Origin of the sequence: Methylobacterium sp. Leaf125 (assembly GCF_001423085.1) — a bacterium.
Classification (GTDB): Bacteria; Pseudomonadota; Alphaproteobacteria; order Rhizobiales; family Beijerinckiaceae; genus Methylobacterium.
Map to the genome: position 1 here is coordinate 258536 of NZ_LMNU01000012.1, position 15154 is coordinate 273689.

Annotated in this window: 17 protein-coding genes; 12 read left to right on the plus strand and 5 right to left on the minus strand. The window is 64.6% G+C overall.

Going from position 1 to position 15154, the window contains the following annotated elements; genetic code table 11:
- Positions 1-145 precede the first annotated feature (145 nt).
- Together ASF58_RS27105 and ASF58_RS26860 are read left to right on the plus strand one after the other, a co-directional pair.
- Positions 146-931 (plus strand): hypothetical protein, encoded by a 786-nt coding sequence (locus ASF58_RS27105; protein ID WP_244477303.1) that lies wholly within the window; start codon positions 146-148, stop codon positions 929-931.
- Positions 932-1087: 156 nt separating this feature from the next.
- On the plus strand, positions 1088-1333 hold the full coding sequence (locus ASF58_RS26860) for a hypothetical protein (protein WP_210166876.1): 246 nt from the start codon (positions 1088-1090) through the stop codon (positions 1331-1333).
- A gap of 133 nt (positions 1334-1466) precedes the next feature.
- On the opposite strand, the gene ASF58_RS25805 is transcribed toward ASF58_RS26860, so the two are convergent.
- The 5 genes from ASF58_RS25805 to ASF58_RS12420 all read right to left on the minus strand — a co-directional run bounded on the left by ASF58_RS25805 (position 1467) and on the right by ASF58_RS12420 (position 4856).
- Positions 1467-1637 (minus strand): hypothetical protein, encoded by a 171-nt coding sequence (locus ASF58_RS25805; RefSeq protein WP_156375647.1) that lies wholly within the window; start codon positions 1635-1637, stop codon positions 1467-1469.
- Between the two features lie 45 nt (positions 1638-1682).
- Positions 1683-2048 carry a TolC family protein gene (locus tag ASF58_RS12405; protein ID WP_082513021.1) on the minus strand — a complete coding sequence of 122 codons (366 nt, stop codon included), beginning with the start codon at positions 2046-2048 and terminating at the stop codon, positions 1683-1685.
- 71 nt (positions 2049-2119) lie between these two features.
- The gene (locus ASF58_RS12410) at positions 2120-2947 is read right to left on the minus strand and encodes a TolC family protein (protein WP_055952349.1); all 828 of its coding nucleotides are present in this window, start codon (positions 2945-2947) and stop codon (positions 2120-2122) included.
- Between the two features lie 5 nt (positions 2948-2952).
- Positions 2953-4164, minus strand: a complete 1212-nt coding sequence (locus tag ASF58_RS12415; RefSeq protein ID WP_082513022.1) for an ABC transporter permease — start codon at positions 4162-4164, stop codon at positions 2953-2955.
- Positions 4152-4856: an ABC transporter ATP-binding protein gene (locus ASF58_RS12420; RefSeq protein ID WP_055952355.1), complete on the minus strand. Its 705-nt coding sequence runs from the start codon at positions 4854-4856 to the stop codon at positions 4152-4154. The genes ASF58_RS12415 and ASF58_RS12420 overlap by 13 nt, the downstream gene beginning before the upstream one ends.
- 944 nt (positions 4857-5800) lie before the next feature.
- Here ASF58_RS12420 and ASF58_RS25810 point away from each other — a divergent pair.
- The 10 genes from ASF58_RS25810 (at position 5801) to ASF58_RS12460 (ending at position 14800) form a co-directional block, all read left to right on the plus strand.
- The gene (locus tag ASF58_RS25810; protein ID WP_156375648.1) at positions 5801-6541 is read left to right on the plus strand and encodes a hypothetical protein; all 741 of its coding nucleotides are present in this window, start codon (positions 5801-5803) and stop codon (positions 6539-6541) included.
- 410 nt (positions 6542-6951) lie between these two features.
- Positions 6952-7329, plus strand: coding sequence for a hypothetical protein (locus ASF58_RS25815; protein ID WP_156375649.1), 378 nt, complete (start codon positions 6952-6954; stop codon positions 7327-7329).
- A 60-nt stretch (positions 7330-7389) separates the two neighbouring features.
- On the plus strand, positions 7390-7662 hold the full coding sequence (locus tag ASF58_RS25820) for a hypothetical protein (protein ID WP_156375650.1): 273 nt from the start codon (positions 7390-7392) through the stop codon (positions 7660-7662).
- 578 nt (positions 7663-8240) lie between these two features.
- Positions 8241-9218, plus strand: a complete 978-nt coding sequence (locus ASF58_RS12430) for a sensor histidine kinase (protein ID WP_055953694.1) — start codon at positions 8241-8243, stop codon at positions 9216-9218.
- A 282-nt stretch (positions 9219-9500) separates the two neighbouring features.
- A complete protein-coding gene (locus ASF58_RS12435; protein ID WP_055952361.1) occupies positions 9501-10493 on the plus strand; it encodes an IS481 family transposase in 993 nt (330 codons plus the stop codon).
- A 283-nt stretch (positions 10494-10776) separates the two neighbouring features.
- Positions 10777-11619, plus strand: a complete 843-nt coding sequence (locus tag ASF58_RS12440) for a type 1 glutamine amidotransferase (protein WP_244477304.1) — start codon at positions 10777-10779, stop codon at positions 11617-11619.
- A 181-nt stretch (positions 11620-11800) separates the two neighbouring features.
- Entirely contained in the window at positions 11801-12271 is a 471-nt protein-coding gene (locus tag ASF58_RS12445; RefSeq protein ID WP_055952368.1) for a hypothetical protein, read from the plus strand.
- 479 nt (positions 12272-12750) lie between these two features.
- The gene (locus tag ASF58_RS12450; RefSeq protein ID WP_244477305.1) at positions 12751-13845 is read left to right on the plus strand and encodes a phosphoesterase; all 1095 of its coding nucleotides are present in this window, start codon (positions 12751-12753) and stop codon (positions 13843-13845) included.
- Positions 13842-14336 (plus strand): hypothetical protein, encoded by a 495-nt coding sequence (locus ASF58_RS12455; RefSeq protein WP_082513024.1) that lies wholly within the window; start codon positions 13842-13844, stop codon positions 14334-14336. Before ASF58_RS12450 ends, ASF58_RS12455 begins: the two co-directional genes overlap by 4 nt.
- 74 nt (positions 14337-14410) lie before the next feature.
- Positions 14411-14800, plus strand: coding sequence for an acyl-CoA thioesterase (locus ASF58_RS12460; RefSeq protein ID WP_156375651.1), 390 nt, complete (start codon positions 14411-14413; stop codon positions 14798-14800).
- Positions 14801-15154: the final 354 nt, after the last annotated feature.

Genomic DNA, 15154 nt, shown 5'->3' on the forward strand with positions numbered 1-15154 from the left:
CCCTGGCGTAGACCTGATACTTGCAAATACAACTCTTTCGATAGGAGTATGTACCATTCAGACTGCAGGGTGTGTAGGAAAATGTCTCGGATGAGGGACAGCGTCCGGGCCGCCTCGAGGCTAAGGTAGAACGACGAGATCGCCCGTGGCCAAGCCCGAGAGGATCTCGACCCCCTGCGCGTGCGTGGCACCGAGCGTGACGCTGCGCGACCGCACGGCGCCGCTGCGGCCATCGCGGACTTGCGCGGTCGGGTTCGTCATGGGATCGCGCACGGCGTCGATCGGAACCACGATCGCCTCCGGATTGCTCGCGAGCCCGATCTGCATCCGGGCGGACATGCCGATGCGAATGCGATCCCGTGCAGCCCCGGTATTTCCCGGGAAAGCCGCCCGGATCTCGAAGGCCGGCGCGCTCGGAACTCTGGCCTGTGTCAGCTTCAACGCTGATGGCGACGATCTGCCCAGGAATGGGGTCACCGGGAAAGGCATCACCGCCGATCGGAACGGGCTGCCCGATCCGGAGACGATTGATGCCGATCTCATCGGCCTTGCCGGTCACGACCAAGGTGGCGGTGTCGGCGACGGAGTAGATCGCCTGGCCCCGGGTCAATCGCGGACCGGCATCGATCGCAGGAGGCGATTGGGTCCCTTGCGCCGGAAGGGAAGGGCGGGTGACGATCCCCTCGACGGGTGCGCGCACGATGGCGCCATCGGCCTGAGCCTGGAGGTCGGCGAGGCGGGACGTGGCGTTCTGCAGTTCGAGGTCGGCGAGGCGGCGGTTGCCGGCGCTGCCGCGTTCCAGCGTGGTCTGAAGGTCGAGCCGGCGCCGGTCGCGGTATTGCGCTGCGAGTCCCGCTGCTGCACGAGGCCATCGTACTCGTTGCGGGAGACGATCCCGCGGTCGAGCAGATTCTTCGTCTCCGTGACCTGACGCACGATGACGGCGAGGCTTGCTTCGGCCGTCTCCTGAGTTCGGCGCGCCCGCGTGACGTCGGGACTCGTGCTACAGCGGTCGAGAAGGTTGATCGCCATCGAACGCTTCAGGAATGCGGCCTGAGCCTCGCGCAGGCGGCTCTCGATGTCGCCCGTGTCCATCGATCACGAGAACCTCGCCGGCACCGACGCGTGCGCCGCGCTGGACCCGCCGTTCCCGAGTCACACCACCGAAGGGGGCGAGGGCCGCGACGATCTCGCCCGGCCCGACGGTGCCGATCAGCGTCAACGTGGTGGCCATCGCGACCGGCGCGACCGCGATGGCCTGCTGCCCGGCCGGTGCAAGGGCACTGGAATTCAGCCGTTGCGGCGCAGCGGCTGCCAGACCGGTCCGGTCTAGGGGCGGTGGAGCTGGCGGGGTCCAGAACCAGCCGAAGCCGGCGAGTGCGATCATGGCCCCCACGCCAGCAACAGTAGCCCGCGGGGTTTGCGCGGCGATTTGCCGGCGCGCGGTGCGGCGTCGGCCGGGGGTGTCACATGGAAAGCAATGTCGGACACCGGATTCGCCGCGTCCACGAGTCTTGCAGGGCGAGGTGCGATGTGTCGAGCGTCGCTGCCAGTCGCACGTCCAGCAGCGTCAGGGCGTTGAGGTAGCCGATCAGCGCCCCGAGTTGCTGGCTCTCGGACGCGCGCAGATCGTTCACCAGGGCGCGGACCTGGAAGTTGGCGGAGCGCCCGACCTTGAGCTTCTACTTCTCGATCTCGACCGCCTTGATGGCCAACTTGCGCGCCCGTCGAGCGTCTTCGAGCTGACGCCAGCGAATGTCGATGTCGGTCGCGGAGTTGCGGATCTGGAGCTCGACGCCCTGACGGATGGTTTCGCGCTGCAGCTCTGCGTTCTGGAGATTGGTGGTGGCCTGGACGTAGGGCTGCTCGCGGCGCAGGTCGTTGAGCGGCGCATTGAAGGCGAGCCCGACCGTGAAATCGGAGATTCCGGCGGAACTGCCGAGTACGCCGCTGATGCTGCTGCGCCCGAGCGAGCCGGTGCCGAACACCGAGAGGTCCCAGAGGCGCTCGTTCTGTGCGACGACGATCCCGAGCTTGTTCTGCTCGATGACGTCGAGCTAGCTGAGGTAATCCGGGCGCTGGGCGAGGGCGATCCGCATCAGGTCGGGCAGGGCCGTCATCACCCGCGACGGCGTGGTGCTCTCGCGCGGTTGGCGAGGTCGGCCTCAATCTGGACGATGTCGACCGCGGCCATGCGGCCGGCCCTGATCAGGGCGCGGTTGATCTCGATCAGGTTCTCGGCACGGTCGACCGAGGCCTTGGCGATCCTGACCTCTTCCTGGGCGCGCAGCAGATCGCGATCGGCCAAGATCACGCCCCCGATCGTCTCGGATACCGTGGCGATGAGCCGGAGCCGGTTGATCCGCTCGCCGAGCCGGGCCGAGCGCACGGGGGCCAGGGTGACCTCTGTGCCGGCGCCGCGCAGGAGGGGCTGGGAAACCAAGAGCAGGCCGGCGGAGCGGCGGGCCAGAATGCCGAGGGTGTCGGTGGTCTGGTCGGCCCAGGAGAAGCCCACGGTGGCTCCGGTGGGCAGCAGGGTCGTCACCCCCGGCGTCACGTTCACGCTCGTGGTGGTGATGCCGGCGATCCGCTGGCGCACGGCACCGCCGGAGACGCCGAACTGCGGGGTGAAGCGGTCCTCGACGACATGCAGGTCGAACTTCTGCGCGATCCGGTCGATCTGTGCGCTGCGGATGGTGCGGTTGTTGCGCAGGGCCAGGAACACGGTGTCGGCCACGCCGAAGGGGATCTCGCCATCACGGGTCGGCCCCCCAGTCTTGGCGGCCTTCTCGGGCTCCGAGCGCCGGGAGGACGGAACCGGCGGCACGGGCTTGGTCACGTGCTTCGGCGTCGCGGCCGGACGGACGGGATCGGCATGAGCGCCGCGCGGCACGACGGCGAGGGCCGCGACTAGGATCAGACCCGTGATCCGGGCAGGGCGGCACATGCGACCTACTCCGCGCGCAGGGCGGCGATGGGATCGAGCCGGGCGGCTCGGGCGGCCGGATAGCTGCCGAAGAACAGCCCGACGGCAAGCGCCATGCCGCCCCCGAGCGGCAGAGCGAGGGGCGCAGCCAGGAAGGACCAGCCCGAGGCCTCGGCGAAGAGCCAGCCGGCCAGCGTGCCGAGGCCGGTGCCGAGGAGTGAGCCGAGGGCGGCCAGGATCAGGGCCTCAGTTAGGAACATGGTGCGGATGTCCCGCCGCCGGGCGCCGATGGCGAGCCGCAGACCGATCTCGCGGCGCCGCTCCATGACGCTCATCAGCATGACGTTCATGACGCCGACGCCCCCGACGACGAGCGAGACGGCCCCGATGGCGAGCAGCAGCAGGCCGTAGACGCGCATCTGCTGCTCGAGCCCGTCGATGAGCTGGCGGGCGGTCTGGACCTGAACATCGCCGGGACGCAGCCGGGCGTGGAAGTAGTCGGCGACCCGCGCGGCGATCGCCCGGTCATCGGCTCCGGGCGCGAGACGTGCGGCCACGGTGGTGATCTGCGGGTCGGGCACCAGGCGCCGCGCGGTCCCGAACGGGATCACGGCGGAGCGGTTGAGATCGAGGCTGAGCAGGGGGACGGGAAAGGCGGGGCCGAGCACGCCGACGACCGTCAGCACCTGGTCGTCCATCCGGACGGGATCGCCGATCCGGACCGGACGGCCGGCCGCGGCGGCCATATCCCGGGTGAGATCGGCGCCGAGGACGACGAAAGGGGCGAAGCCGTCGAGTTCGGAGGTGCGGCGCCCTTGGGCGACGGCCACCTTGGCGAGGGCGTAAAGGCCATCTGTAACCGCGACGAGGTTCGCCTGGATCGTGGCGCCGCCCGCCCGGATCATCGTGCCGGTGGCGATGAAGGGCACCGCTTGCGCGATGCCGAGGCCCTGCGACGGCAGGGCCCGGACCGTCTCCAGCGGCAGGATCGTGGGGGTGGTCCCCTCGCCGCGGGGCGTGATCGCGACGAGGTCGACGCCCATCACCTCGAACTGGCGCAGGGCCTCGGCGGGAGCGTTGTGACCGACGAGGAGCATGGCGATCACCGCGGCGGTGCCAATCGCGATGCCGGTGAGGGCGAGCAGGGTGCGGCCCTTCAGGGCCTGGAGGTTGCTCACACCGTCGAGGACGACCTCGCGGAACGGAGCGAGGCCCCGCGACCCGCTCACAGCAGGCACACGGCGTCGCGCAGCGCGCCCCTGTTGTCGTCGCGGACGCGGCCGGCGCGCATGACGATGCGGCGCGGGCAGCGCGCGGCGATCGTAGGATCGTGGGTGACGATTACGACGGTCACGCCGTGTTCGCCGTTCAGGGTGAGGAACAGGGCCATGATGTCGTCGGCCGCCTGGCTGTCGAGGTTGCCGGTCGGCTCGTCCGCGAGCAGGAGCGGTGGGTTCCCGACGATGGCCCGGGCGACGGCGACCCGCTGGCGCTGCCCGCCCGACATCTCCTCGGGATGATGGCCGGCACGCGCGGCGAGGCCGACCCGCTCCAGGGCCGTGGCGGCCAAGGCGCGCCGCTCCACCTTGCCCATCCCGCGGTAGAGGAGGGGCAAGGCGACGTTGTCGCGGGCGGAGAGGCGCGGCAGCAGGTGGAAGGCCTGGAAGACGAAGCCGAACAGGCGGTTGCGAAGCGCTGCGGTCGCGTCGTCCCGCAACGCCGCCGTATCGGTCCCGTCGAGGCGGATGGTGCCTTCATCGGGCTGGTCGAGCAGGCCGATCAGGTTCATCAGCGTCGTCTTGCGGGAGCCCGAAGCGCCCGTGAGGGCGCAGAGCTCCCCGCGCCGAACTTCCTGGTTCACCCGGGTGAGCACGGGCAGCGAGCACGCACGACCGCGATAGGTCTTCGTGACGTTCTCGATGCTCAGCATGGGCCGCAGCGCATCCGGACCTGTCCATGTAGGCAGGAGTCGGAGCGCGCGTGCCTTATCCTTCAGCCGCAAACTCTCAATCTATTATTTCATCAGATTGACAAACAATATTTGGCCTAGTCCTCACCTGAAACGAGTGTCGCATAAGTAGCTTGCAGACCTCTCATACGCGTTCCGTGATTACGTCTCCTATAAATTTAAATTAATTTTCTTCGCCACTCATCTGATTTGAAATTGCGCGCAGACACAAAAGGTTATGTCCGTCAATCTCTCATCTTATCAGTTGCAGGCGGCTGATCGTTCTCGGCATTTGATATTGCGCTCAGAGGAAGCGACCACAAAAGCGAGAGGACTGAACAATGCGGATCTCACAGCTCGCTCGCGCGACCGTTACCGCCGGGGCCCTGCCGTCCAGGCTCGCTGGGGCGAGCGCGGCATAGGCAGCCACGCTCCAATGGAGGATCACCGACAACTTCGGGTCGACGATCACCCTCGACACGTCGTCCTGCACGTCGGGCACCTACGTGTCGGCGCCCTTCTCGATCTCGAACGGCAGTACGGTCACGGTGAGCGCGACCACATCGGGAACGACGGATTACTGCAATCTCCGCTATCTGAACGGCATCTACGGCTGCCAGTTCCAAGTACAGGTCAGTTCGGTCGGCGCGTACGCATCGGCAAACGCCTACAAGGGATCCAACGGCAGCCCGCAGTGTCCTTACACCGACAATTCAACGACAGGTGCTGGCTCGGGAACATTCCGGTTCACTCTTTGAGTATTCATATCAGATCAGTATTGAGGATCGGCGCCGCTTTCACGCCGCCGATCTTTGCGCGTCCAAAAAAGGCATTCCGGCAAGCTCATCATGCCGGCAGAGCCGGCGCGACGATGTGACATACGCGCAAGATGCCGGCGGGCCAATGGTCAGACGAGGGGGAAGTCCGTGATCAGCACTTTGAACAATCTTCTGGGAACGAACACGTCTTCCGCAGCGAGCCAAGCACAGGGTGCAGCCGCAACCGCGCCGAAAAACACTGGCGGCGCACTTCAAAAGCCAACCTCCTCCGCGATCGGACCCGCCACACAGGTAGATATTTCAGATCGAGCCAAAACTATTTTGGAGCAAAACCAGAGCAGCATGACAGCTCTCGAGAAATTGCGATCTGTCATTGGCGTGCTGAAGGATCAGGTCAACAGCGCAGACCACAAAATATCTCCAGACGCCGACAAAGATCAATCATCCAGCGCGACATATCCGCTTGGCATGAAGATGCTTGAACAAGTTGATAAATATATTATGAAGCAAAATACCAGTAAGGACGGGTCAATCTCCAGCTATAACGTCACAGTCAAAGACATTTCTTTGCTTCCAAGAACACAGAAAGAGATTGACTATTGGTACAAAAATGAGGGCGCAGATTTTATCGCGGGCGACTTTGAAGGCAGCAGCGCTGAATACCGAGAGATGACCCAGGCAATAAAAGACAGGGAGATCGAATTCATCGACGCCAAGGAAATACCAGACCTGAATTACCACAACAAGGCTACTTTCCAAGGCGGCGAAGGCGGCAGCGCTCCTGGTCTTACGAGAAGCTATAACACGCACTCGGCGATCTTTAAGGACCCTGAGAAAGGATATTTCCCGATGGCTGACGGCACTGTTATATCGTGGAAGAAGCAATAGTGCTGGCGACACATCGCAGAACTCTATCGGCGACATGAAGAAGGCGGTCGACTCCGATCGCGCCATGGCGATATGGACCGCGGATCAGGGCGATGTCTACCTGAAATGGTAGAATGCAGAGGCCTCGGGGCGCTCCCCCGGAAGCTGTTTCAAACTCCTCGAGCCGCGCTCGCTCTATCAGTAGCCGACCTCGACCGGCTGCTTTTAGGAGTGCGCAGCGATGATTGGCCTGCCCTCGCGACAATAACGACCGGAGCCCTCGGATTGCTGGAGCAGCGATGCGACTCGATCTGTTCGCCAACGCCTTAATACTGGTGGCAGGCCAGCTCCTGCCGCAGACCATCATCGGTCGCGGGTGATCTATACTTAAAAAATGGATATTTTTCTCCTATGAAATAAACGAGGAGACCATGATTACAACCTTACGATATTTACTGCAAAGTCAGACGGCCGAGACGCTGATATCGAAGGCAGCGTCGAATAATGCGACGTCGCCGAACACCGCCTTCAAGATGACCGACTCTAAGAAGGGACTTGCTCCAGCCGCGTTCGTGGAGATATCCGAACTTGCCAAAACCCTGTTAAGTCAAAGCACACCCGCATCTAACGCTGCCGAAAATCTTAAAACAGCCATCTCGGCGACCAACAAGAACAATACCGATCAGTATTCGAATTTGACACAGAGAAATGACTCGGCCCTCACACCAATAGGCTTCTTCGCCAGCCTGATGCCGCCTGGCGGCAAGGATATGAAACCCAATGGGAAGTGGCAGGCCGGAGCTCCCTAGGGCGACGCGACGAAGTCCGACGCTTCGTTCATTCGGGATCTCGGCCTATCGAGTCTCTCGATGGATGCTGCGGGATGGCCACCCGAGGTTGGCCAAGCTCTCGATAACGCTATCTGCACGGGGACCATCAAGATCCAGAAGGCTTCCGATGTCGAAGGGTTGAACTTCAAATCCTCGCAGACCTTCACACCGAACAAGAACAACGGCGCCGGGTACGACACGACGGGCGGCACGTCGCAGAATCCGGTCGGAGATACCAAGAAGACCATTGATTCCGGGCGCGCCTTGGCAAGGTGGACCGCCGATCGCGGGAATGTCTACCTGAGTTGGTGAATAGCCGTCTCTGATAGAGAGTCCGCCAAAACAGAAATCTCGTCCGAGCGTGTCGCCGCGGTCCACCTTGGGCACCGCATCCCGCCGGGCTTTCACGGGAACGGGTTTCCAAAGTAAAGGGCCGGGCGACTGTCGTTTGATGCTTCGGTACTTGGTAAGTTTTTATGCGATATCGAGCGTACTATAGTTGGGCCTGCGGGGTCTCGATCTGTGTCGGGCCCTGGATACCGACGGCACCACAGTTTCACGATCGCAGGATCGTGAAGTGGAACGCACGAACATGAATGCACTGGCATATAGCATTCAGCCCGATCGCTTAACCTGGAACTGATCGAGAAACTGTGGCCGCTTGCGTGCGAAAACTGGTCCAGCGGTTGGATGTTCTAATCCTATGTCAATATCCCAAATCAGAGTTAACGCTCTTGTGTTGCGATGAGGCATCCTCAGGCCGAAGCGTCGCGCGACGCCGACCTGAAGACAGCGATTGAAGCGCGACCGGAGCCGAGTCGACCTTGGCGGGTTATGTCCCGGGACCGTGGAGCGAGCGCGTCCCCAATGGCACGCAATCCGGGATGAGCATGGCCGAGGGCTTCGAACCAACTGGCGACGGGTGGACCCTCGCCAACTTCACTGCCGCGATCCACCGTGGCGGCGTCGCCATGTGGGCCTGGTCGCCGACCCAGCGCGTGGCCCGGCTCGACGGTCTTTGCCGCGAGTTCTGGGGCGTGTCCGAGTCCGTGGTTTCGATCGACGAGTTGTTCGCCCGGGTGAACGCAGAGGATCGGGCAGAGATGGTGGAGAACTGGTGGGCCAGCGAGCGGGAGCCGCAGGCCTACAGCTTCGACTTCCGCATCGGCGACGGTGCAGGGGCCCGCTGGATCTCGGCGCGCGGCGTCGGCGGGGAGGCCAGCCGCGTCGGCGCGTGGATCCAGGCCATCTTCCTCGACGTCACGTACACCAAGCGGGCCGAGGAGGCCGAGCGGCTCCTCACAGCCGAGCTCGCCCACCGGGTGTCGAACATGTTCGCGGTAGCCCGGGCCCTGACCTCCATCGTCGCCCGGGACGCCAAGTCCATGCCGCTCTTCGCCGAGGATCTGTCGCGACGCTTCGGGGTGCTGCACGAGGCGACTGCGCTCGCGACGCGCTCGCAGCACGGCGATCACGGGAACGTCCCGATGGGCACGCTCGCCGAGCGCATCCTGGCGCCCTACCGCAACGGCGCCAACATTGACGTCGACATCGCGGACGCGGTGGTTGCCCCTCCAGGCAAGGTCAACGACTACGCGATGATCTTCCACGAGCTCGCGACCAACTCGGCGAAGTACGGCGCCCTGTCAGGTGGGGGCAAGCTCACGCTGCGGGGACGAATGGAGGACGGCGCGGCCAGGCTGACATGGGAGGAAGGGGCCGCTCCGTCCAGCGCTACGAAGGCCGAGGGGACGGGGTTCGGCTCGCGTCTCCTCAAGCAGACCATCGAGCGCAGTCTCGGAGGCCGCTTCGAACGCACCATCGATGCCGACGGTCTGCGCTTCGAGATGGTCGTCGAGAGCGTATGACGTCCCAAGGCTCTCTGCTTCTGCGGTCGTCGGCATCGGGCGCTCGGCAAACGGCACGGCACCAAGTCAGGCAAGACCGTGCCGGTGGTGGACGATGAGCCGACCGTCCGCATGCTCATCACCGACATTTTGGAAAATTTCGGCACACGGGCATTGCGGTCGGCAAGCGCGCGACCGGTCGCAAGGTGTTGTCGATCACCGGCGACGCGGAGAATGCGATCCTAGGTGTTTGATCCCAGGGTTTGATGGGGCACTCTTCACGCCGGAGTGGAGGGATGCGCTATGGGCCAGGTTCTTCATGGCAGCGCCACAACGACGGAGGCGATCCGTCGAGCGATCCAGCATAGTCAAGCGAGCCTGAGGGCGCTCTCGAAGCGCTACGGGATCAACCCCAAGACGGTTGCCAAGTGGAAGAAGCGGACCTTGGTCGCCGACCAGCGCACGGGGCCGAAAGATCCTCGCTCGACGGTGCTGTCACCCGAGGACGAGGCGGTGGTGGTCGCCTTTCGTCGTCACACGCTCCTGCCCCTCGACGACTGCCTCTACGCGCTCCAGGCCACGATCCCACACCTGACCCGCTCGTCGCTGCATCGTTGCTTGCAGCGCCACGGGATCAGCCGATTGCCCGAGGTCGACGGCGACAAGCCCAAGCGGTCGCGCTTCAAGGCCTACCCGCTCGGCTACTTCCACATCGATCTGGCTGAGGTCCACACGGCCGAAGGGCGGCTCTACCTACTCGTCGCCATCGACCGTACGACCAAGTTCGCCTTCGTTGAGTTGCACGAGAAGGCGACCCGCCGGGTCGCAGGCGACTTCCTCCGGCATCTCATCGAGGCGGTGCCCTACAAGGTGCACACGGTGCTCACCGACAACGGCACCCACTTCACGACACCCGGCAACGTTGCCTCGGCCGCCTCCATCATCAAGGAGGCGATTGCCGCCGGCGAGACCTTCCGAGCCCACAGCTTCGAGTCCGCCTGCGCTCGAAACGATATCGACCATCGCCTGACCAAGCCGCGCCACCCCCGGACGAATGGGCAGGTTGAGCGAATGAACCGCACAATCAAGGACGCGACGGTCAAGCGCTACCACTATGATAGCCACGAGCAACTCCGTGCCCATCTGGCCGACTTCGTCAGCGCCTACAACTTTGGCCGGCGCCTGAAGACCCTGCGGGGTCTCACGCCCTACGAGGCCATCTGCAAAGCATGGTCCGTCGAGCCCAGTCGCTTCAGGGCAAACCCGCTCCACCAAATCCCGGGACCAAACACCTAGGTAACGGCCCGCTTCCGCCCGGGATAGCGATGCTGACCAAGCCGTTGGCGACGGACAACCTTGCGGCGCGCATCCGCCCGATGATCGAGGGCAGCACGAACAAGCTTCGTCGCAGGTGGTCCCGCCCCGAACCGGGACGGGATGGCGAACAATGCGGTGGCTACCCGGACCTGCGTCAGGACCGCCCGCTCGGGAACTCCGCCCGACTGCTCCGGTTCGCTCCTCGTGGATCATCCCAAAGGACATCGAAACCTTGCAGCCATCGTCATCCGGTCTTCGCTTCTTGGTCGCGGAGAGCGAGCCCCCGGATGCCCGTGAGAAGCGCCGTGAGAGTGTCGGGCGGTCGTCTGGCGAGACCTACCTGGAAATCCTCGAACGTCTGGCGCCGGGGTCGACCTGCGATAGGGTCAAGCCTGCCGATGCGGACGGCGCGCTGCCGTCGCGCACGTCTCTGGCCGACTACGACGCTGTGTTCCTGAGTGGATCGCCGCTGTCCTTGTACGAGGAGACCCCAGAGGTCCGCCGCTCGCTTGCCTTCATGGGCGCCCTGTTCGCCTCTGGCACGCCGTCATTCGGTTCGTGCGCCGGCCTGCAACTCGCGACGGTCGCGGCGGGAGGCACGGTCCGACAGAACCGCAACGGTCCCGAGGCCGGCTTCGCCAGGCGCATCGTCGCGACCGAAAGGGGTCGATCCCATCCGCTCTTGAGGGGGCGGCCCGCTGCGTTCGACGCCCCGAGCATCCACACCGACGAGGTGGAGACCCTGCCGGACGGGGCGACCCTGATCGCGGTGAACCGATCCACTGTCGTCCAAGCTGCGGAGATACGGCACGAAAGCGGAACGTTCTGGGGCGTGCAATACCATCCGGAGATCGGCCTCGACGAGGTGACCGGGGCGCTGCGTCGGCAGGCGGACGACCTGGTGGAGGCTGGCTTGGCGTTGTCCCGTCGCGAGGTCGAGGATCAGGCCGACCTCGTCGAGGCCTTGCACCGCGAGCCGACCCGACGGGACCTTGCGTGGCGCCTCGGTCTCGACGACCAGGTCACGGACGACGACAAGCGGCAGACGGAGATCCGCAACTTCATCGAGGTCATGGCAGTCCCACGGCGCAGCGGAAGAGGCTGACCAGTCGCCGATGCGCCGGGCGGTCGTCATCGCACGGTGACGACAGCCACATCGCGGATCGGCGAAAAAGCCCCGTATCGATTCAACGTGAAGGACGTTGCCTTGACGTCGAACCGTCCAAAGCAGCTGAGAACAGCGCTTCCGCCAGATGTAGCGGGATGGGGGAACGGAAGGAAACGAGATGTCCGAACATACGTTCGACCAGACGAACATCACTTGGCGGACCCTGGACTGGCTGCCGCACATCGCCTTCTTCGTCTACAAAGTCGACGAGCAGAACCGCATTGTCGACGTCGTGTTCAAATTCGCTGCGAACCAGAAGGTGATGCTGCACCGGCACAAGAGCCCCTACGTGACGCTCGTGATGCAGGGCGAGCTCAGGTTCTACCGCGAGGACGGCACCCACAAGGAGACGCGCCCGACGGGCAGCTACGTCTCGGGTGTGGCGAACGGTGACCCGCACATGGAGGGGGGTGGCGACGAGGACGCCATCGTGTTCTTCAGTAACCGCAACATCGAGGATGCGCTCTACGAGTTCCTCGACGACGCGGGCAATCCCGTCCAGGTGCTCGGTATCGCGGACTTCAAGGCGCAGCTCGAAGAGCAGATCGCGACCGGCACGTTCCAGAAGGTCACAGCCAGGGCCGCCTAGGCTTGGAGGTTATCAAGGGGGTATCGGACCGCTTCGATGCCCCCTTGCAAGATCGGACCCTCGGCTTCCAAAAAGCGCCGCTTCTCTAGGCCGAATGAAGCCATCGGGGTCATGTCCGCCCACTCCCGGCGGTTATCACCCCAATAGCTCTGGCTGCCTCTTGTCGGGCAGCGTCTTGCGAATCTGGTGCCGGACGATCTCCGCGCTGAACGGTTTGCCGATGGCCGGACAGGTGGTCTCGATCCCCTTCCTGGCTCGGGCCGCACAAGGTCCGCAATGCAGCCCATGAGAGTTCGGTCTTGGGGATCGATTCCCGCGCATCCGCCCTGTTCTGGAGGAAGCCCACAGGTTTTCCGCCTCGGTTCGTCGGCGGATGAGAGGGTTCGAGCGTTGCCCGAGTTCGAGGAGGCGTTCGCTCGGCCTGCATCGGCGATGAGCTTTGCAGTCGGGCCGTCGACCAACACAAACCAAGGTGTCGAATGGGCAAGATCGCCGAGGCGCAGATCGTCGGAAGCCTGTCACCTGACGGCGATGTACGGGCGGCCGCGCGAGACGCAATGACGGCTGCGCTCGCTATGTTCAAGCGAGGTCGACCCATCCTGGTCGTCAGTCACTTCGATGCGGACGGTCTGACCGCGGCCGCCATCCTGATCCGCGCCCTTCGGCAGGCGGGAAGGGAAGCGGTGTCCGTGGTTGTGGGCAAGGGGGAGTCGCCGTGGGACCCGGAGGTGATCCACCGGCTCGGCGCGCACGAGCCCGGCGGCCTGATCGTCGCCGATCTCGGCACCCGAGCCGATCCCGTGCTGCCGGGTTGCCCGACGCTCGTCATCGACCACCACGTGCCAACCGGCGAACCGAGGGACGCCGTCACGATCAGCGGCAACGGCCTCGACCCCGAGCCGACCACCGCCTTGCTGGCCTGGTGGGCCGCCGGTGCCCTGGGGGATCAGGCCGACCTCCTGTGGCTGGCGGCGGTGGGTCTGATCGGCGACATGGCCGAGGGCCTCGATTTCCCCGAGATCGCCGAGGCCCAGGTTCGCTGGGGCAAGACGGCCCTTCGCGATGCCACGTCGCTCGTCAACGCCCCCCGCCGGACCGCAACGGCCGATGCAGGGCCGGCGTTACGCCTTCTGCTGGCATCGGACGGCCCCAAACGCATCACCAAGGGCGACGATGCCGATGCTCTCGCCTTGCACGCGGCCAAGGCGGAGGTCCGCGCCGCCATGGACGTCGCGAAGCGCGTCCCGCCCGCCATCGGTGGCGATGTTGCGCTGATCGCGCTCGACTCCCCATGCCAGATCCACCCCCTGATCGCCCAGCAATGGCGTGGGCGCCTCAAGGACAAGATCGTCATCGCCGCCAACGCGGGCTATCGCCCCGGCTGGGTGCATTTCGCCGCTAGGTCGGCCAGCGGGCGCGACCTCATCGCCTTTCTCGCGGAGCATCGCCCGGAGAACGCCGACGGGCGCTACGGCAACGGTCACGCCCAGGCGACCAGCGGCGCACTACGCAACGCCGACTGGAACGACTTCATACGGAAACTCGGGTTTCCCCAGGCACAGGTGCAGGCATGACCGCCGATGATCGTCCCCTTCGGCTGGGTTTTCCCGTCAAGGTGATGGGGCGGCCCGACCTGAAGTCACAGGACACCCGGCGCTGGCAGAAGGACCCGCACCTCAAGTGCTCGCTCGAACTGCTCGATCATGTCCTGGACTACCTCAAATCCAACAACCTCGACATGTACCGCATGTCGTCGGACATCGCGCCCTACGCGACCCACCCGGACATACCTCAGTTCCACAACATGGTAGCGGAGAGCGATGCCGAGTTGCGGGCGTTCGGCGCCAAGGCTCGGGCCTACGACATCCGGCTCTCGTTCCATCCCTCGCAGTACGTGCTGCTGAACGCCCCGAACCCCGATCTGCTTCGCTTCGCACCCGACGTCGCCGCCGGGTTCGGGATTACCCCACAGGAAGCGACGGACGATGAGGAGCAGTTGGAGGACGGTGTCGACGCCGATGAGGAGGCCGACGTGGACGAGGGACGCAGGGAAGCCGCGGAATGACCCCGGGTAAACCGGACTAGCGAAATACGTTTGGTCGGTCGGTGCGACCAGGGAAGCGGAGCACGAAATTCATCATGAGCGACATGGCATCAAGGCTCTCGGACGGTCCGCATCTGCGCACGATCGCCATGCCGCGCGACACGAACGCGGCGGGTGCGATCTTCGGTGGCTGGACGGTATCCCAGATGGATCTGGCCGGCGGCACCCTCGCCGCCCAGCGAGCGAAGGGACGCGTTGCAACCGTCAGTATCGACGCGATGCGCTTCCTCCGTCCCATCGCGGTGGGCGACGAGGTGAGTTGCTACTGTACCCTTCAGGACGAAAGTGGGACGTCGTTCGGCGTGAAGGTCGAAGTCTGGGTCCGCGATCGTACCGGAGGGGACGCAAAGAAGGTGACCGAGGGCCTGTTCACCTACGTGGCCGTGGATGACGAAGGGAAGCCACGGCAGAGCGACGACGGCTGATCGATCAATCGCTGGAACGGGCCACGATCCACCGTCTTCAAGACCTTAGGGGTCGGTACGGGTACCAACGTGCAGTCCTGAGCCATGCGAGGCTGCAACCCAGCGGCAGGGCTTGGGCCACCCGTTTTGCGCTGATCGACTCGGGGCGTAACGCGTGGCTGACAGCGCCATCGGGGATGCGTGACGGGGTTCTGCGCCTCGTCGAGGCGTCAGTGCCATGCTGGACTGGACCGGCGAGTTTTCGCCTGCCTGTCTGGATCGGCGGGTGGGACGGGACACGGAGCGCGCGCATCTCGACCTGACCCTTTCCCGTCCCGCAGCGTGAGCGCGCCGGTAGACTTTCTTCCATCAGAC

Excerpts from the sequence above, each read along its gene's own strand:
- ASF58_RS12445 (WP_055952368.1), top strand. The coding sequence starts at position 11,801 with ATGTCCGAACATACGTTCGACCAGACGAACATCACTTGGCGGACCCTG.
- ASF58_RS25815 (WP_156375649.1), top strand. The coding sequence starts at position 6,952 with ATGATTACAACCTTACGATATTTACTGCAAAGTCAGACGGCCGAGACG.
- ASF58_RS12410 (WP_055952349.1), bottom strand. The coding sequence starts at position 2,947 with ATGTGCCGCCCTGCCCGGATCACGGGTCTGATCCTAGTCGCGGCCCTC.
- ASF58_RS12420 (WP_055952355.1), bottom strand. The coding sequence starts at position 4,856 with ATGCTGAGCATCGAGAACGTCACGAAGACCTATCGCGGTCGTGCGTGC.
- ASF58_RS12450 (WP_244477305.1), top strand. The coding sequence starts at position 12,751 with ATGGGCAAGATCGCCGAGGCGCAGATCGTCGGAAGCCTGTCACCTGAC.
- ASF58_RS12460 (WP_156375651.1), top strand. The coding sequence starts at position 14,411 with ATGAGCGACATGGCATCAAGGCTCTCGGACGGTCCGCATCTGCGCACG.
- ASF58_RS12430 (WP_055953694.1), top strand. The coding sequence starts at position 8,241 with ATGGCCGAGGGCTTCGAACCAACTGGCGACGGGTGGACCCTCGCCAAC.
- ASF58_RS12435 (WP_055952361.1), top strand. The coding sequence starts at position 9,501 with ATGGGCCAGGTTCTTCATGGCAGCGCCACAACGACGGAGGCGATCCGT.
- ASF58_RS12455 (WP_082513024.1), top strand. The coding sequence starts at position 13,842 with ATGACCGCCGATGATCGTCCCCTTCGGCTGGGTTTTCCCGTCAAGGTG.
- ASF58_RS25820 (WP_156375650.1), top strand. The coding sequence starts at position 7,390 with ATGGATGCTGCGGGATGGCCACCCGAGGTTGGCCAAGCTCTCGATAAC.